The sequence below is a fragment of the Marixanthomonas spongiae genome, from assembly GCF_003095375.1.
GTDB lineage: Bacteria > Bacteroidota > Bacteroidia > Flavobacteriales > Flavobacteriaceae > Marixanthomonas > Marixanthomonas spongiae.
In genome coordinates this window covers 457,777-477,098 of sequence record NZ_QEHR01000001.1, presented here as the reverse complement: position 1 = coordinate 477,098, position 19,322 = coordinate 457,777, and the positions used below count along the sequence as shown (strand labels likewise).

Sequence of the window (19,322 nt, the reverse complement as noted above, 5' to 3'; positions counted from 1 at the left end):
GAATCGTTTCTTAATAGGGCTTTATTAAATGAAAGCTCTTTTCAACCTTCTTTTTTAAAAAATTAAATGAATGAAAAAAATAATTATATATACGGTATTGGTACTTTCGGTTTCAGCTTGCGGTCGTTTTGGAAATGAGGATAAAAAGAAAGACCATAAAGAACGCCTTGTTGTTATTTCAAAACAATACAACGAAATTATTTATGCGCTTGGCGCGGAAGAAAACGTGGTTGCAGTCGATGTTTCGAGCACCTATCCACCAGAAATAAAAGAACTGCCAAACGTAGGCTATCACCGCGCATTGAGTGCCGAAGCCATATTGGCCATGAAACCAACCTTAATATTGGAAGACAATAATATAGGTCCCGAACACGTGATCACCCAGTTAAAAAAGCTAAAAATTCCGATGAAACAATTTGGGAAATACGAGCATACCATTGCCGGCACCGATTCGTTAATGCACGAAATGGGACGGTATTTTGAAAAAGAATCTAAAGCCGAAGAGCTCTGCAAAAAACTGGACAGTGATATGAAAATAGCATTGGAAAACACCGATAGCTATAAAGAAAAACCAAAAGTATTGATGATTCACTTCGGAAGGGCTTCCAATATTTACTTGGTCATGACCAAAAACAGCACAGCCGGAAAACTGATGGAATGGGCCGGAGGCGAAATGGCCGTGGAGGGCGAACGTGGCATGAAGCAATTTTCACCAGAGGTAATTGCAAAATCAGATCCAGACGTTATTTTGCTCACCGATTATGGATACGACCGTTTGGGCTCTATGGAAGGAATAGCCGATCTTCCCGGTGTTTCCAGTACCAGGGCTTTTAAAAACAAACGGGTCTATCGGGTGGAAGAACACGATATGGTCTATTTTGGGCCGCGAACCGGCGAAGTGGTATTAAAACTTCAAAACCTGATACATCAAGATGGAAAAAGCCAGTAGTCGCTATAAAGGTATTTTTCCAGTATTGAGCGTGGTACTGCTGATTATTGTATTGCTTTCAATCCGGTATGGAGCGGTTTCGATCACGTTGGAGGATATGGTTTCGGCATTTCAAAAACATCTCTCAGGAGAACAAGGCTTAAACCTCACCGAACGTATTTTTATGGAAATCCGTTTGCCACGGGCCATCCTCTGTATTTTTGTTGGGGCCAGTCTTGCGGTTGGTGGGGCTTTGTTGCAAGCCTTGTTTCGAAATCCAATTGTCGAACCTGGTTTGGTAGGTACGTCGTGCGGGGCGGCTTTTGGTGCTGCATTGTATTTTGCATTGGGAGCCACGTTCAATTTTAATGTTGGGGAATATACGCTCCCATTAGCCGCTTGTTTGGGCGCGATCTGTTCCACAGCGTTGGTGTTCTTCCTGTCGCAATCCAAACAAACCGGTAAAAGCTCTGTCGTAACCTTATTGTTGGTCGGTATTGCCATCAACGCCTTGTTTTTGAGCGGCGTTGGTTTTTTATCCTACATTGCGCGTGATCCACAAGCACGGTCCATCATTTTTTGGAACTTGGGTACCCTTTCCGGTGCCAATTGGCCAGCCGTCATAATCGTGGGAATTTCTACCATCACTTGCTTGGTGATTTCATTGCGGTATGCGAAACATTTGAACGCTTTGATGATAGGCGAGGAGGAAGCCCAGTTTATTGGTGTCAACCTCAAAAGCCTAAAATGGAAAATCTTGCTTATCAATGTCATTATGGTAGCGGTAGCAACGGCTTTTGTAGGGGTTATCAGTTTTGTGGGGCTTATTGTGCCACACTTGTTGCGGATATTAAAAGGATCGGACAACCGTTTTCTTATTCTGAATAGCGCCGTTTTGGGCGGTGTGTTACTGTGCCTGGCCGATTTATTGTCCCGAATGCTCTTGCGCCCAGCCGAACTTCCTATTGGGATTGTAACTTCGGTAGTGGGCGTGCCTATTTTTATAATCCTGTTACGAAAGAAAAATTATTTCTTCTAAAGATGATTCAAACACAAAACATAACCTATACAATTGGGGACAAAATAATCCTTGACGATATTTCGGTCACGTTCAACCCTGGAAACCTCAACTTGATTATTGGCCCCAACGGTGCCGGAAAATCCACATTGGTAAAAGTGATCTGCAATCAAATTAAAGCTAAAGAAGGATGGGTGCAGTATGGAAGTGAAAATTTAGCTGACATGACGGTTTCCCAATTGGCAAAAATACGTGCGGTATTGTCCCAGAACATTGAATTGGCCTTCCCATTGCAAGTTTCTGAAGTGGTGATGATGGGACGGTACCCGCACTTTTCGGTTAAACCCACGGAAAAAGACAAAACCGCATGCGAAGAAGCCATGCGCTTTTTTGATGTTTGGGAGATGGCCAACCGGGATTATATGACGCTGAGCGGAGGCGAAAAACAACGTGTCCATTTTGCCCGGGTGGTGGCGCAAATATGGTATCCGCCTGAAAATAATATGGGACGCTATTTGGTGTTGGACGAACCCCTTACTTTTTTGGATGTGCATTATCAGTTTCACTTTATGCACAAACTGCTCGAATTGTTAAACCAAAAGGACATTGTGGTAGTTGGTGTGGTGCACGACCTTAATTTGGCAGCTAAATTTGCAGACCACATTGTATTGCTAGATCACGGAAAGTTGTTGGCCGCTGGCTCTAAAGAAGAGGTGTTGACCAAGGAAAATATTAAAACTGCGTATCGGTTAGAACCCATTATTCACAGTGAAAAAGAAAGCATGTATTTGTTTTTTGAATGAACATAAAAATTAAAAACAACTCATCTTTAGCTGTTTAACATAGCGTTATAACATTCTTTCTGAAGCTTTCACTAACTTTAGAATAGAGAAATTGATTTTTAAAATCTAATGTTATGAAAAATTTCAAAAAAGGCGATCACGTAAAATGGAATTCCGAAGCAGGGGAAGTAAGCGGCAAAATAATCAAGGTGCATCATTCCGATTTTGATTACAAAGGCCATACCCATCATGGCAGCAAGGATGATCCTCAATACGAGATAAAAAGTGACAAAACCGATCATATCGCTGCGCACAAGGGCTTTGCACTTTCAAAAGCATAAAGGGTATATGGATTTGAAAGCAATAAAAGGTGATATTACGACCATTGAAGCAGATGCCATAGTTAACGTTGCTAACGCCTCACTTATGGGTGGCGGCGGTGTGGACGGAGCTATTCATAGAGCGGGCGGACCGGAAATTTTAGAAGAATGTAAAAAAATCGTTGCCAAACAAGGTAAATGCAAAACGGGTGAAGCCGTTGTAACCACAGCAGGAAAACTGCCATCAAACTATGTAATTCACACTGTAGGCCCGGTATGGAAAGGAGGCAACAAGGATGAAGTGCAAAAACTTGCCAATTGTTATAAAAACTCCTTAGCTCTTGCGGTGGAAAACAACTGCAAAACCATTGCTTTTCCCAATATAAGTACGGGAGTATACGATTTTCCAAAAGATAAAGCAGCTGAAATTGCCGTTAAGACCATGAAAATGTTTTCAGAAAGAAACAATACAATCGAAAAAGTTGTTTTTGTGTGTTTTGATGAAGAAAACTTCAACCTGACAAAAAACGAACTCTAAAATCAGATTAAAAAATCAGGTGGTCAATTCAAGCACTTTCATCATGGTTTTATAATTCCGTGTGGTGGCGGAGACTTTTAGTTTGGTTTCAAAAAAATTGTTGTTGCATTTGGTCCTACCGTATCCGGTTTCACTGTAAAAATACACACAATATGGAGTGATGTGGAATTCTTCATTGGGATAGGCTTTAGGATCAATTGCTTTTATGAGCTCTTGTTGGGGTGGTTGGTGTAATAATGTAAAATAGCTTTTGATTTTCTTTTCTTCGGAAAAAGGACAATTTTGTACAATGGTTTCAATTTCTGAAGCGGTTTTGACCAATACCGGTACGTCCCAGCCGTATTTTTTGGTAATAGCCTCAGAAATTTTTGAAGCCACATCTTTTTCCGAAGTGTCAAAAATCCAATTCCCTGTGTGGAGGTACACTTTAGGTTTTTTAAAACCTAACTTATTTAGCGTAGCAACCTGCTCGGCTTTTGGAAATTTTTTCTTCCCAGCTACATTGATGCCCCGTAAAAATGCGATGTGGGCTTGCATGATTAAAAGTCTTGGTATTGACCCAAAATGTTCAAGATGGTAACTTTGTTGCCAATAACATTATAGTGAAGTGAATATGGAAATATTTTGAAATGAACAATGCGTACATTCCTATATCTAATTTGAAAAAGATAAGGATTTTGCTCTAAAAACTGAATATGCTCATCAAAATCAAAGAAAAACTCCATTTTCTTGTCCATAGCATCGTAAAAGCATTCTGCCTTTTTCAACTCTCGTTCTGCATCAATCGACAATATTACGAGAAATGCCATACTTCTTTCTTATTTCGTCTATTGGAATAGTTTTTAAAGTGCCTTTTTCTTGACGTTCCAAGAGATCGTCCATCATCGCTTTATATTCCACAGATGGTTCTGCTAATTGACGTGCTAAGTTTTCAAAATGATTTTCAATATAATTTTTCAAAGACCTATTGTTAGCTTTCGCCTCTTTTTCAAGTATTTCCAAGGTCTTTTCGTCCAGTTCGATCAATTTTTTCTTTTTCGCCATGATATATTTTTTATATAGTAAATATATACTTTATATATCTAATCTGCAACACTTTGGGCAGCTATAAAACCGCCTGTCCACGCATTTTGGAAGTTAAAACCGCCAGTAATAGCATCGATATTCAATACTTCGCCTGCAAAATAGAGGTTTTTGTGTTTTTTGCTTGCAAAGGTTTTAAAGTCCACTTCTTTCAGTTCAATCCCACCCGCGGTCACAAACTCTTCTTTAAAGGTGCTTTTTCCGTGAACGTTAAAACGGCTTTCGGTAAGTTGTGACGCTAACGCAACAATTTGTTCTTTTGAAATATCGGCCCAAGTGAGGGTTTCTGAAATGCCTGAAGCAGTTACCAAACTTTGCCATAACCGTTTGGGAAGGTCGAATTGGGCGTTTTTTAAAACGGTTTTTTTAGCAAGTTGCACTTTAAGGTCTTTAAGCATTTCTGAAGTGTCTTCTTTTAAAGCATCCAGCAGCCAATTAACTTGAATCGAAAAGTGATAATTCGTTGGCTCTAACAATCGGGCGCCCCACGCCGAAAGCTTTAAAATGGCCGGCCCGCTCACGCCCCAGTGCGTGATAAGCAAAGGGCCTTCACTTTCGAGGATTGTTTTTGCATTTTTATTTAACACTTTAACGGAAGCTTCCGTGCTAATACCTGGTAAGTTTTTTATCCGCTCATCATCAATATTAAAAGTAAATAAAGAGGGAACTGGCGGAATTATAGTATGGTCTAACCCTTCCAATAATTTCCATATTTTGGGGTTACTGCCGGTTGCAACCACTAATTTTTCTGCTGAAAATGTTTCGGAAGCCGTTTCGATGTTCCAAAACTCATCTTGTTTGTTTATAACCTTCACCGCTTGTCCCTTCAATACTTCAATCCCCAACCGTTCGGTTTCTGAAACAAAACAATCAATGATGGTTTGTGAGCTGTCGCTTACCGGAAACATCCGGCCGTCTTCTTCAATTTTTAGTTCTACACCTCTTTTTGAAAACCACCCGATAGTGTCACCCGTCATAAAACTGTGGAAAGGGCCCAACAGCTCTTTTTCGCCCCTTGGGTAGTTTTGGGTGAGCTCTTTTGGCAAAAACTCGGCGTGCGTCACGTTGCAACGTCCGCCACCGGAAACTTTTACTTTGGTAAGTACTTCTTTTCCGCGTTCGAGAATGATTATTTTTAATTCCGGATTTCTTTCCGCAGCATTGATAGCTGTAAAAAAACCGGCTGCTCCGCCGCCAATTATTATGACATCAGCATATATCAATTTGAATATTTCTCTTTGGCAAAATCATTGCACAACAGGATGGTTTCTTTTACATCTTCAAGTGTAGTACGGGGATTAATCAAGCACATGCGTAAAACAGTTTGTCCGTTTAAAACGGTGGTAACCAGTAATGCTTTGCGAGAGCCCACAATTTTTTCTGAAATGTATTGGTTCAATTCATCGAGTTCATCTTCAGAGAGCTTGTTGCCAATGGGGTTGTACCGGAAGTTGATAACCGCCAATGTTGCAGGCGAAATAATTTCCCAATTGGCACTTTTCCGAAGTAAATCTTCTACTTTTTCAGCTAATTGAATGTTGTATGTTATAGCATCTCTAAACGCTTTTAAGCCAAATGTTTTGATAGACATGTAAAACTTTAACGCTCGGAAACGACGGGTCAATTGCACACCGTGATCGTAAAAGTTGATTTCACTTTCGTTGCCTTCTACATCGCGTAAATATTCTGGCGTTTCAGTAAAAGTGTTTTTAAGCCATTTACTGTTACGCACCAACAAGCATCCCATTTCGTATGGTTGGAAAAACCATTTGTGTGGATCTACGGTGAGCGAATCTGCTTTTTCAATGCCTTTCAATAATTTTTTGCCGTTTTTAGCCAAAATAGCGGCTCCACCGTACGCACCATCAATATGGAACCAGATATCTTCTTTTTTACAGATTTTTGAAAGTTCGGAAAGCGGATCGACCGTTCCAGTGTTGGTGGTTCCCGCCGTGGCGATCATACAAAAAGGCTGCAGACCTTCCAAACGGTCTTTGGCAATGGCGTTTCGCAGTTTGTTGAGTGATAACTTAAATTCGATATCCGTAGGGATAATACGTATTTGTTCCTTTTTAAACCCTAATATCCGAATTGCCTTTATATTTGAAGAATGCGCTTGGTCTGATAGATAAATCACGGCTTTTGAAAAGTTATCACCGCATTTAATGCGCCGTGCTGTTACAATTGCTGTTAAGTTGGCCATAGAACCACCACTAGTGAAAATTCCGCCTCCTTTTTTCAATGGAAAGCCAAAAATCTTAAGTAACCAGTTTAAGGTTACGATTTCAAGTTCTGCCGCAGCAGGTGAAGCCGCCCAACCACCGGAAAATATATTAAATCCAGTTGCCAAGGTATCAGCCATCGCACTGATATAATTACTGGGACCTGGAACAAAGGAATACGATTTTGGGTGTGATACGATGTTACTTTTGGTCATCACATTTTTCAACACAAAATCGAGTACTTTATGGGCGTCTTCTGGGTTTTCAGGGGCTTGTTCCAAGAAAAGATTGTCCATTTCTTTTCTGGAGGCCAGAGCTACGGGGTGTTTTTCATTTTGGGTGTCAAAATGTTCTACTATGGCATCAACTACTTCGTAGCCGTATTTTTTCATTTCGGCTTTATCCAACTCTAATTTTGCGTTTTTATCCAGCTTCACTTCTTTTTTGTTACGAGGTTTTTAGAAGTGCAAAATTACGGTTTTAACAGTAGATAGGGAGCATTAAATAAAAAAACACGTTGATAATTAAACCAACGTGCTTTTAAAAATATATTAAAGTGATGTTTTATTGAATCACTAATTTTTCGGTAGTTGAAGCTTTCCCGTTGCTGAAGGTTGCAAAATAAACCCCAGATGGAATGTTCAACGGTACCGTGTTTTTCCCTTCGGAAAGCGATTTGGCAACAATCAATTTTCCTGTAACATCATAAACAGTTATTTCAGAAAAAGAAAAACGATTGTCAAACTGAATTTGGTTTGTGGCAGGGTTTGGATAAAAACTGAAATTTTCAATGGTGTTTTCATCAATACTTAAAACACCACATAGAAAAGGATCAAAAATCACTTCGCCCAAAGATGCATCATCCACCACGTGAAAAATAACATCCTCAACCTGTTGCTCGGTGCTTTCCTGTCCTTCTATCCAGCAATTGTTAATGGCTTGCAGGGTGTTGGGGGTGTTGTTGTACAAGGCAAAGGTCTGTCCATTGTTTCCATTTTCAGAAAAGACATTTTCGCCTATGTTGTCTGCGCCATCTCCCAGATTGATGGAAGCTTGGTCAATCACGGTGATGCCCCAAAGGTTTCGTCTAATTTCATTGCCAGAAGCGATTACCTCCATCCCCGCAGATGCGCTGTTGAGCGAAATTCCGCTTCCGCCCAATGCTGGGTTGCCTTGCGTGTCGTTGTCTTCAATTATATTGTTGGTTACGTAAGCGAAAGAGTTGGACCCCACGACAGTCATTCCGTAGCGGTTATCAACAATCGTGTTATCGTCTATGCGAGCCAGTATCTGTCCGCTTCCCCCAAAAAAGTTGGCTATGGCGATTCCACCCACTTGATCCAGACTTCGGTCGCCGATAATGGTGTTTTGCATTATCCTAAGGGTATCGGCTGGTTTTGTAATGCCTAGATTAATTTGCGGACGGTTAGAGTTGGACTGGTTATTGCCTTCTAAGAAATTGTTGAAAATATAAGGGGATACCTCACTGTTTGCACCCGAGCTGATTGCCGGCAACTCATTAAATGTAATGGTATTATTGGTAATTTGCGGTGTTCCATTTGACAAGGAAATAACACTGCCTGTAGCAGCGCCCGAAACATTATTGGTCAGCGTACAGTTGTTAATGGTGAAATCGGCAGTTATAACCTTTAACCCGCCTCCATATTCTATGGTTGTGTTTTGAATGTCGATGCTTGAAGATTCCTCAAAACGGAAGCCGTCGTAAGGTTGTGACGTATCGGTTGCGGTAACGGTAACAGCAGTAGCGGTTACATTAAAGGTTCCTTCAACGGTAATCAACAAAGCTGCATCGATTGAGAGCGTAAGGTCGGTATCTATTAAAAAAGTATCGGTTTGGGCAATGACAAGATTTTCCAATAGTGTGTAATCGGTTCCCGATACTGTAACAGTGGTAGGGCTTAGCGTGGCGATATCATCCAAAGTGTAAGTGCCGCCATCATTGGGCGTTGTGTAGGTTTGGGCGATTAATGCTGAAAAAGTGAATACAACAAGTAAACACGATAGGGTAATTTTTTTCATGATAGTATTTTTTGTTTCTATGCCCAAAAATACAAATAAGCAGCCGGTTTTAAGGTGTGCCTTAAAATTTTAAAATTTTTCTGTTTTTTTTCTGAAGAAAACAATCAATTAAAAACACTACATTTATAGCATGGTTTTATATGTTGCTATCATTATCTTCATTATAAGTCCTTTTTTCCCGGCTACTGAAAACCCGCACTGGTTTTTTAGGATACCCGATTTCATCAGGTTGCAGTCTATTGCCATACAGTTGGTTTTGCTTGTTCTTTTCTTGATTTTTGAAGATCCGTTTACAATTTTTAGTTGGGTATTATTAGGTGCGCTTATCGCGACCATTGCATATCAAGTGGTTAAAGTGTTTCCGTACAGTCAATTTTATCCGCGCCGTAAGCCAGATTTCCCCAGTGATGGCTGTGTTTCTATATTGGCGGGGAATGTGTTACAGGACAATAAGGAGTACCATTTGTTTAAAGCTGAAATAAAACATTACGATCCAGACCTTGTCCTTGCCATGGAAACCGACAAATCTTGGGAGGCAGGCCTTTCTGAAATAGAAGCAACCTATCCTTATAGCGTCAAAATACCTTTGGATAATTATTATGGAATGTTGTTGTATTCCAAAACCGAATTGAAAAACGTGGAAACGCATTACTTTGTAGAAGAAGGGGTGCCTTCCATACTTTTTGATTATCCGCTCTCAGGAAACCGAACCGTGTTTTTCGCTTGTTTACATCCTGCGCCGCCAAGTCCCACCGAAAACGAAACCTCTAAAGAACGCGATGCCGAATTGATGGTAGTGGGCAAAAAAATAAGGAAGCTCGACAAGCCGGTAGTGGTCTGTGGCGATATGAACGATGTGGTTTGGAGCCGCACCACGCGTTTGTTCAAAAAAATGACCGCCATGATCGATCCGCGCATTGGCCGTGGTTTTTTTCCTACCTATCATGCTGGATACTGGTTGATGCGTTTTCCTTTGGACCATTTGTTCCATACCAAGGATCTGTTTGTAAAAAAAATGGTAAGAACCAAAAACTTTGGCAGCGACCATTTTGCCATGTACTATGAGATACATCACAAAAACGGCAAAAAACCGAAAACCAAAGGAAACCTGAATGGCGAGGAGAAAGAAGAGGTTAATGAGAAAATCGAGGAGGGAAAATAGTGTTTGACTAGAAACCGAAATTTTAAATAATAAGCCGCACTTCGCCCAATTCTTGTATCCGGTAAGGAAAATGCTCTCCTGGGGCGCCAATGAACATAAAATTGGTAGGGATGTTCCATCGTTTGGAAAGTTCTTTTATTTTTTCTGGGTTGAATGTTCCGGGTTCTTCTACAAAATCGATCTGGATATCTGGATAGGCCCTGTTGAGCACTTCAATGTCTTTTTTGAGCTCGCCTTCAACCGTGGCGCCTTCTTCCAGTACGGCAACTATTTTTATTTTTCGGGTTGGTTCATTTTTCTTTACATAGAGCATGACCTTGTTGAGCATTTCAACATTTTCATGGTTGGTGAAAAACACAAATTCCTGATTATTAATCTGCGCCAGTTCTTTGACGGTTTTTCTGTGCAACAGCCGTAAAAACTTGTGGTTTTCGGGAAAAATATATTTTGCCATCGATAAAACAGCTTTCATAATATACGTACGGTACAACATAAAAAACACGACCATAAGCGTAGGGATTAAATACTCGATAAAAATAGCAAGGTAGGGTGGGTTTAATACAATATTGCCCACAATGGCAGCGGCCACGGCGGTGATGGCTATTAAAAGTCCAGTCCAACTGGCGCGTTCGGGCCTGGGAAGGGTTTTTCGGTTTACTTTCAGCAAAATATTGCCAATGCCAAAAAGCACCATGACCAATAAAAAAGCAATGGTGTAAACCCCAGCAAGTTTGGCGAGATCGCCTTCGGTTACAAATAAAATGGAGGTACAGAGCACAAAAAACAAGATAAAAATGGGGTAAGAGGTGTTCCGTTTGCTCTTTTTCAGTAAAAATTTTGGCAAAATACGGTCTAAAGCCATGCGTTCCATCAATCCGCCAACCCCAACGAACGATGTCAATACCGCCCCGCTCAACACCAATGCGGCATCCAGCCCAATTAAAAACGAAAGCCAATTTCCGCCAGAAGCCTTCCCTAAAAACGATAACAAAGCATCTTGATTCGCATTTACAGTTTCAATGGGGATGATGGCCAAAGCCAAAAAGGCGATAAGCGGATTGAAAATGCTCACAATAACCCACATATTCCGCAAGGTTTTGGGGAAGACGCCTTTTTTCTGTTCTTCTACAAAATTGGCAGAGCTTTCAAACCCGCTAATACCAAGCATAGCCGCAGAAAAGCCGAAAAACAAGGCCGTTACGATGCTTCCTTGAATAGGGGTGTTAAAATTTGCCGTCAATATGTCGAACCCGCTGGTAAAAAAATGGTAGATACAGAAACCGCAAAGCAAGGTCAAAGAAGTTAAATGAAACAAAAATATGGCAATGGCCACTTTTGAAGATTCCCCGATACCTAAAATAACCAAACACATGAAAACAAAAAGCACCCCAATGGTTACCGGAAACACCGGGATGCCATCCCATATGCTGGCGGCGTATTTTACGGCCTCACTACCCGAAAGCACGGCGGTTGCCATATACGATAACACCGTCAAGGCTGCAGCGAGCGAGGCGGTCGATTTTTTGGTGGTATTGAGCAATGCATTGTAGGCTCCGCCGTTCAATGGCAGGGCGCCAACGACTTCCCCATATATTTTTCGGAATAAAAAAAGAACAACGGCAACTATTAAAAGGGAAACCCAAGCGTATTGCCCTGCGTAGAATATGGCCAGGGCTGAAACATATAAACAAGAAGAGCTGATATCGTTGCCCGAAATTGCAGTAGCCTCCAATTGGTTTAGTTTTTTTGACATCTTGGAGATTATTTACCATAAAGGTAAAAAAGATCGGGGGGAAAGATTTAAAGGTTGTGTTAAAGAATGGGCTAAATAAAAAAAGCTCCTCTGTAAAAGAGAAGCTTTATAATGTGCGGGCGGAGAGACTCCCTTCGGCTCGTTCCTCGCTCAGGATAAACTTCTCGTCTCCATTAAAGTTTCGTTATGTTTAAAAACAAAAAAAGCCAACTCGTTAAAGTTAGCTTTCTTATTAAGTGCGGGCGGAGAGACTCGAACTCTCACACCTTGCGGCACTAGATCCTAAGTCTAGCGTGTCTACCAATTCCACCACGCCCGCATTTCAATACATTCCTTTTTGTTTCAAAAGGAGTGCAAATATACATAAACTTGATAATTGGCAAACAAATTTTTTAGATAAAATTTTGTTTTTGGTACCTTTAGCTTTTCAGTAAAAAAATACGATACATTCCTATGAAAAGTGCAAAACCATATATTGAAGAACACAAACAACGATTTATTGACGAGTTGATCGAACTGCTTAAAATTCCGAGCATTAGTGCCGACCCAGCATATAAAGACGATGTGTTCAACACAGCCGAAGCCGTAAAAGACAGCCTTAAAAAAGCAGGTTGCGACACCGTTGAAATTTGCGAAACGCCCGGCTATCCCATTGTCTATGGCGAAAAAACAATCGATAAAAACTTGCCAACGGTTCTCGTGTATGGCCATTACGATGTGCAACCACCAGACCCGATGGATCTTTGGAACAGTCCGCCATTTGATCCGGTTATTGAAAAAACCGAAATTCATCCCAACGGAGCCATCTTTGCCCGTGGCAGCTGCGACGATAAAGGACAGATGTACATGCACGTAAAGGCCTTGGAATATATGACCGAAACCAACCAACTGCCCTGTAACGTAAAATTTATGATCGAGGGTGAAGAGGAAGTGGGCAGCGCCAGTCTGGAATGGTTTGTTACCCGCAACAGGGAAAAACTGGCCAACGATGTTATTTTAATCAGCGATACTGGGATGATCGCTAAAGGCACGCCATCTATCACCACCGGCTTGCGTGGCCTTAGTTACGTTGAGGTTGAAGTGACCGGTCCCAATCGCGATTTGCACAGTGGCTTGTACGGTGGAGCAGTGGCCAACCCCATAAATATTTTGGCAAAAATGATCGCCTCGCTTCAAGATGAAAACAACCATATTACCATTCCCGGGTTTTATGACGATGTTGAGAATCTTTCAGAAGAGGAGCGTGCTAAAATGGCCGAAGCTCCTTTTGACAAAGAAGCCTACAAAAAAGCAATCGGTATTGGTGATGTGTATGGCGAAGCGGGATATACCACTAATGAACGCAATTCCATACGCCCAACCTTGGATGTCAACGGTATTTGGGGTGGTTACACTGGCGAAGGGGCCAAAACGGTAATTCCCAGCAAGGCCTACGCTAAAATAAGCATGCGATTGGTGCCTAACCAAGACTGGAAGAAAATAAGCCAATTGTTCAAAGATCATTTTGAAAGCATAGCACCCAAAGCCGTTACCGTAGAAGTGAAGCCACATCACGGCGGCCAAGCGTATGTAACGCCAATCGATAATACGGGATATAAAGCCGCCAGTAAAGCGTACGAAGAAACCTTTGGGAAAACTCCAATCCCGCAACGTAGCGGTGGCAGCATCCCGATTGTGGCCTTGTTTGAAAACGAACTGAAAAGCAAGACCATTTTAATGGGCTTTGGGTTGGATACCGATGCCATCCATTCCCCTAATGAACATTTCGGGATATGGAATTATCTAAAAGGAATTGAAACCATCCCGCAGTTTTATCATTATTTTACTGAGATGAGTAAATAACAGTTCATAAAAAAGACCTGCAAGTTAGCCTAATGTGCAGGTCTTTTTCTATAGACTTGTAGCCTTCAACCTTTTTATGGCGAAGAAATTCATTTTTTTCAACTATTAAATAGTAACTTCAAATTCATGGAGCAATTTTAAAAGTACGGTTTCAGTAGTCGATAAAAATTTAGTCGTATTTTTCATGGTATCCAGTTCTTCGAAATAGGTCTGGATAGAACTGTCCTCGTATTTTTCAACTATAACAGGGTGCACGTAATAATTTCGACAAACGGAACGGGTGTTGCCTAAACCTTCGGCAGCGGCATCTATGGCCGTGAGGATGTTCTTTTTGTTCTGTTTCTTGTTTTCTTCGATGCCTAATTGATAAAGGGTCTCAAAAACGATCTTGCTGGCTGCCCACGTTCTAAAATCCTTAGCCGAAAAAATATCTCCCGAAATATCCTTGATGTACTCGTTTACCATACCACTGTCAATGCTGTGGTGATCGCCATCTTCGTCGTAGTACTGAAACAGTTCCCAACCGGGAATTTCTTCGCACTGTAACACCAATTTCTGCAAGCGTTTGTCCTTTAAGGGGATGCGGTGTTTTTTGCCTTTTTTCCCTGTAAACTCAAACAACAATTTGTTGTCCATGACCGCTACGTGCTTGGTTCGCAACGTGGAAAGCCCGTACGATTTGTTGTTCTTGGCGTAATAGGAATTCCCTATCCTGATGTGGGTTTCTTCCATTAAATGCAAGACGACCGCCAAACATTTTCGCTGGTCCATTTTTGGGCGTTTCAGGTCTTCTTCAATTTGCTTTCTTATCTTAGGGAGTATTTTGCCAAAAGCAGCCATCTTAAAAAACTTGGTCCTGTTGCGTATTTTTGACCAATGTGGATGGTAGCGGTATTGTTTGCGGTTTTTTTCGTCCCGTCCTACTACTTGCAAATGACCGTTTTTTAAGGGGGTGATAAAGACATCGGTCCAAGCGGGAGGGATGACCAAACTTTTAAAACGCTTAATGGCCGATTTGCTTTTAATCTTTTTACCTGCTTCGGTGTAATAGAAACCACGGCCGTGGCGGTGCCTTTGTATGGTGAGTTTTTTTTCGGTAACATACACCAAATCTGCCAATGCGGCGGCCTTTTCAGGTTTTTTCAGTATTTTTTTAAGATCGGGTATTTTTTTTGCCATCTTTAAAAATAGCGGTAAAAAGTATTAATTTATCTTAACGGATTTACAAAAATTTCAGAAAAAAAACCGGTAACCTATTCAAAGAGTTAGTTTGAAATTTTAAAAAGGCTGCAAACTTGGTGCACTTTGCGTTTAGGTAAGTTACATCTTCTTTACAAAATCGGTAATGATTACAATTTGTTGCCCGTCAACCTTGCCTTCAATATACTTTTCGTTGTCGTGATCCAAAGAAATACGGCGAACGGCTGTACCCTGTTTAGCAACCATGCTGCTTCCCTTTACTTTTAAATCTTTGATTAGAACTACCGAATCGCCCGCTTCCAGAACATTGCCGTTGCTGTCGCGATGCACAATTGCTTTTTCCTTGTTTTCTGCGAGCCCTGCCTTGGCCCATTCCTTGATGTCGTCTTCCATATACATCATATCCAACAAATCTTGTGGCCAACCCTCATTTTTCAAGCGTTGCAACATACGCCAAGCCATAACCTGCACTGCTGGGACGGTGCTCCACATACTGTCGTTGAGGCAACGCCAATGGTTGGGGTCGCGCTTGGACTCATCTTCAATTTGTTCTTTACACGTTGAGCAAAGTAAGATGCTGGCTTCCACACCTTCTTTAGGGGAATCAGGAACTGCAAAAACAGATAGATTTTCTGTAGAAGTACACAATTCACATTTGTTTTCAGCTCGTTTGTATAGGTCGCGTTCCAGGCTCATAATTTTTAATTTTCGGTAAAGATACTTTAATTCAATCTCCATTGAAATTTTAATTTTTTCTGAAAAAAAGTCTATTCTATGTTTGTAGAATACAAAATATTATTCTATATTTGTAGAGTTAATTCTAATTTTGTAGAAACATGGCACTGTCCAATTCCGAAGAACAACTCATGCAATTGCTCTGGAAACAGCAAAAAGCATTTATGAAAGACTTAATCGAGGCCTATCCAGAACCCAAACCGGCACCAACCACGGTGGCTACGTTATTGAAACGTATGCAGGACAAAAAATTTGTGGATTACAAACAACTGGGGCGGTCTAGGGAATATTTTCCGTTGGTAAAAAAGAAGGACTATTTTTCCAAGCAAATGAATGGCATGATCAAAGACTTTTTTAACGATAGCGCCTCGCAATTTGCTTCGTTTTTTACACAAGAAACCGATTTGAGTAAAGAAGAATTGGAAGATTTAAAAAAACTGATTGACCAACAACTTAAAGAAAAGTGATATGGAAGGGTACCTATTTAAATCGGCCGCTTGTCTATTGATTTTCTTTGTTTTCTATAAGGCTTTTTTAGAAAACATAAGTGCGCACACCTTTAAGCGGTTCTATTTGTTGGGTTCGGTTGCGGTTTCTTTATCAATTCCGTTGGTAACATTTACCAATTATGTTGAAATGGCGGGCATTACCAACCACCCAGCTTATAGGGCTGTTTCAGTAGATGGAACAATCCCTGTTAAAGAAAACATTGATTATTTGCCATACATTTTATGGTCTATTTATGGATTAGGCGTTTCATTTTTCGGTTTTCGTTTTTGCAGAAATCTTTTCGGAATTTGGAAACAGCTTCAACAACATCCATTGCTGAAAAAACAAGGGTTTTTTTATGTATTGCTCCAAAAGCACGTGGTGCCACATTCTTTTCTCAACTATATTTTTTTGAATAAGCAACAATACGGAGCCAATTCGATTCCTAAGGAAGTATTGCTTCACGAACACGCTCATGTAAAACAAAAACACACGCTTGATATCCTTTTTATAGAACTGCTCCATGTCCTGTTTTGGTTTAACCCGTTGTTTCTGTTTCTGAAAAGAAGTATAAGGCTCAATCACGAATTTTTGGCAGATAAGGCAGTGTTAAGGCACGGTGCAGAAACATCGGCGTATCAAAATTTGGTTTTGGCATACTCATCACATGCCGTCACACCACAATTGGCGCATTCAATAAATTATTCATCCTTCAAAAAACGATTTACAGTTATGAAAACACACACCTCAAAAAAAGTAGTTTGGCTCCGAAGCTTGTTGTTGGTTCCATTAGTAGCACTGATGTTGTATGGTTTTAGTAGCAAAGAAACAGTTGTAAAACAAAGCTCGCAAACCGAACAGATTTTAGAAATAAACACTGAAAAAGCCACTAAAAAACAACTGGCGCAGTACAACAAATTAGCCAAAAGGTACAATGCCATAGCCATTGAAAACCGTAAAATCCCTTTGGCCGATCTTGAAAAGTTAGAATATATTTACGGGTTGATGACGACTGAGCAAAAAAAGACCGCACAACCTTTTCCCGAATGTTATTTGGAGAACAAAATAGGCCGGTATGATACCTATGCAGAAGATTTTATGGAAGGAGCAGCGAGAAATGGCGAAAAGACATTTGTAGTTATGATTAGTATGAACAATGTCACCCTGAACGGAAAACCGTCGAGCATTAAAACATTTAAAGATGATTTAAATGCTATAACCGAAGATTGGACTAAGACTGATTTTAACGAGGCCCTTCCTTCTATTCTAATTTCAAAAAACAGTGAACATTTCTTAAAAAAACTGGAAGTGGAATTTCAGAAAACAGACTATGCACAACATAAAAAAGGGGCGACGTTGCAAATTCCGCCACCGCCACCGCCACCAGCTCCTGATGTTCCAAAACCCCCTAAAAAAGTAATTAAAGGCGTTAATGATAGCGAAGCAAACATACCGCCCCCACCACCGCCACCTCCTGCTCCAAAAGTAGATGGGAATAAAATCTTTCCAGCACCAGCACCTCCGCCACCAAATCCAAACCCAGAAGAATATATAAAAGAGTTGGAAAAAAAAGGAGCAACATTTTATATAGGCCCTCATGAATACAGTGCGGATGAAGCTATTAAAATGGTTAAAAAAAGCAAGGACGCATCTATTGATGTAAGCGAATATCCAATTGTGAGATTAAACGGGTGTTGATTTTTACCAGAAACTTTTAGTTTTAGATAAAAAATTCCATAATACAATTTTCAACAGACCTCACAGGTTTCTACTTGTCCGCCGAAGCTTTTTAGCGTAGGAGGAAAACCTGTGAGGTCTTCTTGTTCCAAAGCACAACAAAACCCCGATTTTCAGCGTTGTAAGTATTCATCAATCAAAAATCAATCAACCTATGCTACAACGTTTCTTTATTTTCTGTTCCGGTGCCGATACGGCCATTCTCGAAGATTGCTCTCCCGGCGAACGCACCAAATACGCTGGCATTGGCGCCACTGTGTTTTTTACCGCTGTTATGGCCGCCATCGCAGGATCGTATGCGTTGTACACGGTTTTCGATAATCTATTTACCGCTATTTTCTTCGGAATGGTTTGGGGATTGCTCATTTTTAACCTTGACCGCTTTATCGTTTCAACCATTAAAAAACGAAAGAACTTTCTTGACGAAATGATACAGGCTTCGCCCCGTATTCTTTTGGCAATCATTATCGCGATTGTCATATCGAAGCCCTTGGAAATGAAAATTTTTGAAAAGGAAATCAATCAAGTCCTGCTTGAAGAAAAAAACGATATGACCCTCGCCAACAAAGACCAATTGGCGTTGCAATACACCCCGTCCATCGAGGCATTGAATGCCGAAATCGATGCCCTTAAAACAGAAGTAACCGATAAAGAAGCCGAAGTAAACGCCTTGTATGAAACCTACATCGCCGAAGCCGAAGGTAGAAAAGGAACCGAACTCATAGGTAAAGGTCCTGTTTATAAAGAAAAACGTGAAAAACACAATGCCGAATTGGCCGCTTTACAACAATTAAGAACGACCAATACTGAAAAAATAGCTGCTTTAGAAAGTCAAATAGCAACGATGAGCTCAGAATACCAAACCAAAGTCGCCGAAACCCAACCGGTAATCGACGGATTTGATGGATTGATGGCCCGTGTAAACGCTCTTGGCAAACTGCCGTGGTTGCCATCGTTCTTTATCTTTTTATTGTTCTTGGCCATTGAAACCGCACCCATCATCGCCAAATTGTTATCCCCAAAAGGTGCTTATGACTTAAAATTGGAAGAACAGGAAAGCGCATTAAAATCGTGGGTTACACAGCAACAAGCGCAACGCGATGTATTGGTCACTACTGACCGCGATATTAACAATCGCGTCTATGCCGATATTGCCGAAGAACAAGAGCTGTACGACTACAAACGCAAAAAAGCCCGCGAGCTCATGCAACTGCAGGCCGATGCGTTTTATAAAAAGCAGAAAAGCGCGCTATAATCATTTCGATCCCGTAAGTACGGGAGAGAAATCACATCCCACATTTCACGTGCTGCTTTTCGAAAAACAATTTGCCTTCTACTCAGGTGGGATTTCTCGTCGTTCCTGCCCGACTCGTCATTCAGGCGGGCCTCCTCGAAATGACTGGCAATAGTCATTTCGACCGTAGGGAGAAATCACACCCTATTTTATATGATAACATTTTAAGAAAAAGTTGG

General features: G+C 40.9%; 19 protein-coding genes and 1 tRNA gene. 10 read left to right on the top strand and 10 right to left on the bottom strand.

The window, feature by feature from the left end:
- Window positions 1–70 precede the first annotated feature (70 nt).
- The 5 genes from DDV96_RS02280 (at window position 71) to DDV96_RS02260 (ending at window position 3,586) form a co-directional block, all read left to right on the top strand.
- Window positions 71–949 carry a heme/hemin ABC transporter substrate-binding protein gene (locus tag DDV96_RS02280; RefSeq protein ID WP_116693101.1) on the top strand — a complete coding sequence of 293 codons (879 nt, stop codon included), beginning with the start codon at window positions 71–73 and terminating at the stop codon, window positions 947–949.
- Entirely contained in the window at window positions 933–1,967 is a 1,035-nt protein-coding gene (locus DDV96_RS02275; protein WP_116693100.1) for a FecCD family ABC transporter permease, read from the top strand. Before DDV96_RS02280 ends, DDV96_RS02275 begins: the two co-directional genes overlap by 17 nt.
- A 2-nt stretch (window positions 1,968–1,969) precedes the next feature.
- Complete coding sequence (locus tag DDV96_RS02270) at window positions 1,970–2,749, top strand: heme ABC transporter ATP-binding protein (RefSeq protein ID WP_116693099.1); 780 nt, start codon at window positions 1,970–1,972, stop codon at window positions 2,747–2,749.
- Window positions 2,750–2,862: 113 nt separating this feature from the next.
- Window positions 2,863–3,069 (top strand): hypervirulence associated TUDOR domain-containing protein, encoded by a 207-nt coding sequence (locus DDV96_RS02265; RefSeq protein WP_116693098.1) that lies wholly within the window; start codon window positions 2,863–2,865, stop codon window positions 3,067–3,069.
- Between the two features lie 7 nt (window positions 3,070–3,076).
- The gene (locus tag DDV96_RS02260; protein ID WP_116693097.1) at window positions 3,077–3,586 is read left to right on the top strand and encodes an O-acetyl-ADP-ribose deacetylase; all 510 of its coding nucleotides are present in this window, start codon (window positions 3,077–3,079) and stop codon (window positions 3,584–3,586) included.
- A gap of 15 nt (window positions 3,587–3,601) precedes the next feature.
- On the opposite strand, the gene DDV96_RS02255 is transcribed toward DDV96_RS02260, so the two are convergent.
- The 6 genes from DDV96_RS02255 to DDV96_RS02230 form a co-directional block, all read right to left on the bottom strand.
- On the bottom strand, window positions 3,602–4,123 hold the full coding sequence (locus tag DDV96_RS02255) for a DUF1697 domain-containing protein (protein ID WP_116693096.1): 522 nt from the start codon (window positions 4,121–4,123) through the stop codon (window positions 3,602–3,604).
- Between the two features lie 2 nt (window positions 4,124–4,125).
- Window positions 4,126–4,395, bottom strand: coding sequence for a hypothetical protein (locus DDV96_RS02250; protein ID WP_116693095.1), 270 nt, complete (start codon window positions 4,393–4,395; stop codon window positions 4,126–4,128).
- Window positions 4,367–4,630, bottom strand: coding sequence for a hypothetical protein (locus DDV96_RS02245; RefSeq protein ID WP_116693094.1), 264 nt, complete (start codon window positions 4,628–4,630; stop codon window positions 4,367–4,369). Before DDV96_RS02245 ends, DDV96_RS02250 begins: the two co-directional genes overlap by 29 nt.
- 38 nt (window positions 4,631–4,668) lie before the next feature.
- Window positions 4,669–5,892 carry a BaiN/RdsA family NAD(P)/FAD-dependent oxidoreductase gene (locus tag DDV96_RS02240; protein ID WP_116693093.1) on the bottom strand — a complete coding sequence of 408 codons (1,224 nt, stop codon included), beginning with the start codon at window positions 5,890–5,892 and terminating at the stop codon, window positions 4,669–4,671.
- Window positions 5,889–7,322, bottom strand: coding sequence for a pyridoxal phosphate-dependent decarboxylase family protein (locus tag DDV96_RS02235; RefSeq protein WP_240607658.1), 1,434 nt, complete (start codon window positions 7,320–7,322; stop codon window positions 5,889–5,891). Before DDV96_RS02235 ends, DDV96_RS02240 begins: the two co-directional genes overlap by 4 nt.
- 133 nt (window positions 7,323–7,455) lie before the next feature.
- Window positions 7,456–8,931, bottom strand: coding sequence for a T9SS type A sorting domain-containing protein (locus DDV96_RS02230; protein ID WP_116693092.1), 1,476 nt, complete (start codon window positions 8,929–8,931; stop codon window positions 7,456–7,458).
- A 130-nt stretch (window positions 8,932–9,061) separates the two neighbouring features.
- Between DDV96_RS02230 and DDV96_RS02225 the strand changes: the two genes are divergently transcribed.
- On the top strand, window positions 9,062–10,093 hold the full coding sequence (locus tag DDV96_RS02225) for an endonuclease/exonuclease/phosphatase family protein (RefSeq protein WP_116693091.1): 1,032 nt from the start codon (window positions 9,062–9,064) through the stop codon (window positions 10,091–10,093).
- Between the two features lie 22 nt (window positions 10,094–10,115).
- Here the strand turns inward: DDV96_RS02225 and DDV96_RS02220 are convergent, their stop codons facing one another.
- Together DDV96_RS02220 and DDV96_RS02215 are read right to left on the bottom strand one after the other, a co-directional pair.
- Window positions 10,116–11,846: an APC family permease gene (locus DDV96_RS02220; RefSeq protein ID WP_116693090.1), complete on the bottom strand. Its 1,731-nt coding sequence runs from the start codon at window positions 11,844–11,846 to the stop codon at window positions 10,116–10,118.
- Window positions 11,847–12,083: 237 nt separating this feature from the next.
- Window positions 12,084–12,165, bottom strand: a tRNA-Leu gene (locus tag DDV96_RS02215).
- A 134-nt stretch (window positions 12,166–12,299) separates the two neighbouring features.
- Here DDV96_RS02215 and DDV96_RS02210 point away from each other — a divergent pair.
- On the top strand, window positions 12,300–13,688 hold the full coding sequence (locus DDV96_RS02210) for a dipeptidase (protein WP_116693089.1): 1,389 nt from the start codon (window positions 12,300–12,302) through the stop codon (window positions 13,686–13,688).
- 105 nt (window positions 13,689–13,793) lie between these two features.
- On the opposite strand, the gene DDV96_RS02205 is transcribed toward DDV96_RS02210, so the two are convergent.
- Window positions 13,794–14,867 carry a DNA topoisomerase IB gene (locus DDV96_RS02205; protein ID WP_116693088.1) on the bottom strand — a complete coding sequence of 358 codons (1,074 nt, stop codon included), beginning with the start codon at window positions 14,865–14,867 and terminating at the stop codon, window positions 13,794–13,796.
- 141 nt (window positions 14,868–15,008) lie between these two features.
- Complete coding sequence (locus DDV96_RS02200; RefSeq protein WP_116693203.1) at window positions 15,009–15,584, bottom strand: PhnA domain-containing protein; 576 nt, start codon at window positions 15,582–15,584, stop codon at window positions 15,009–15,011.
- 140 nt (window positions 15,585–15,724) lie between these two features.
- Between DDV96_RS02200 and DDV96_RS02195 the strand changes: the two genes are divergently transcribed.
- From DDV96_RS02195 to DDV96_RS02185, 3 genes are all read left to right on the top strand, one after another.
- Window positions 15,725–16,090: a BlaI/MecI/CopY family transcriptional regulator gene (locus DDV96_RS02195; RefSeq protein WP_116693087.1), complete on the top strand. Its 366-nt coding sequence runs from the start codon at window positions 15,725–15,727 to the stop codon at window positions 16,088–16,090.
- Window position 16,091: 1 nt separating this feature from the next.
- Window positions 16,092–17,810: a M56 family metallopeptidase gene (locus DDV96_RS16075; RefSeq protein WP_116693086.1), complete on the top strand. Its 1,719-nt coding sequence runs from the start codon at window positions 16,092–16,094 to the stop codon at window positions 17,808–17,810.
- A gap of 193 nt (window positions 17,811–18,003) precedes the next feature.
- Complete coding sequence (locus tag DDV96_RS02185; RefSeq protein WP_116693085.1) at window positions 18,004–19,104, top strand: DUF4407 domain-containing protein; 1,101 nt, start codon at window positions 18,004–18,006, stop codon at window positions 19,102–19,104.
- Window positions 19,105–19,322 lie beyond the last annotated feature (218 nt).

What these genes read in the sequence shown, in the direction of transcription:
- DDV96_RS02250 (WP_116693095.1), bottom strand. Translation starts at nt 4,395, where the DNA reads ATGGCATTTCTCGTAATATTGTCGATTGATGCAGAACGAGAGTTGAAA.
- DDV96_RS02270 (WP_116693099.1), top strand. Translation starts at nt 1,970, where the DNA reads ATGATTCAAACACAAAACATAACCTATACAATTGGGGACAAAATAATC.
- DDV96_RS02245 (WP_116693094.1), bottom strand. Translation starts at nt 4,630, where the DNA reads ATGGCGAAAAAGAAAAAATTGATCGAACTGGACGAAAAGACCTTGGAA.
- DDV96_RS02210 (WP_116693089.1), top strand. Translation starts at nt 12,300, where the DNA reads ATGAAAAGTGCAAAACCATATATTGAAGAACACAAACAACGATTTATT.
- DDV96_RS02220 (WP_116693090.1), bottom strand. Translation starts at nt 11,846, where the DNA reads ATGTCAAAAAAACTAAACCAATTGGAGGCTACTGCAATTTCGGGCAAC.
- DDV96_RS02200 (WP_116693203.1), bottom strand. Translation starts at nt 15,584, where the DNA reads ATGAGCCTGGAACGCGACCTATACAAACGAGCTGAAAACAAATGTGAA.
- DDV96_RS02275 (WP_116693100.1), top strand. Translation starts at nt 933, where the DNA reads ATGGAAAAAGCCAGTAGTCGCTATAAAGGTATTTTTCCAGTATTGAGC.
- DDV96_RS02225 (WP_116693091.1), top strand. Translation starts at nt 9,062, where the DNA reads ATGGTTTTATATGTTGCTATCATTATCTTCATTATAAGTCCTTTTTTC.
- DDV96_RS02280 (WP_116693101.1), top strand. Translation starts at nt 71, where the DNA reads ATGAAAAAAATAATTATATATACGGTATTGGTACTTTCGGTTTCAGCT.
- DDV96_RS02265 (WP_116693098.1), top strand. Translation starts at nt 2,863, where the DNA reads ATGAAAAATTTCAAAAAAGGCGATCACGTAAAATGGAATTCCGAAGCA.
- DDV96_RS02205 (WP_116693088.1), bottom strand. Translation starts at nt 14,867, where the DNA reads ATGGCAAAAAAAATACCCGATCTTAAAAAAATACTGAAAAAACCTGAA.
- DDV96_RS02230 (WP_116693092.1), bottom strand. Translation starts at nt 8,931, where the DNA reads ATGAAAAAAATTACCCTATCGTGTTTACTTGTTGTATTCACTTTTTCA.
- DDV96_RS02195 (WP_116693087.1), top strand. Translation starts at nt 15,725, where the DNA reads ATGGCACTGTCCAATTCCGAAGAACAACTCATGCAATTGCTCTGGAAA.
- DDV96_RS02260 (WP_116693097.1), top strand. Translation starts at nt 3,077, where the DNA reads ATGGATTTGAAAGCAATAAAAGGTGATATTACGACCATTGAAGCAGAT.
- DDV96_RS02255 (WP_116693096.1), bottom strand. Translation starts at nt 4,123, where the DNA reads ATGCAAGCCCACATCGCATTTTTACGGGGCATCAATGTAGCTGGGAAG.
- DDV96_RS02185 (WP_116693085.1), top strand. Translation starts at nt 18,004, where the DNA reads ATGCTACAACGTTTCTTTATTTTCTGTTCCGGTGCCGATACGGCCATT.
- DDV96_RS16075 (WP_116693086.1), top strand. Translation starts at nt 16,092, where the DNA reads ATGGAAGGGTACCTATTTAAATCGGCCGCTTGTCTATTGATTTTCTTT.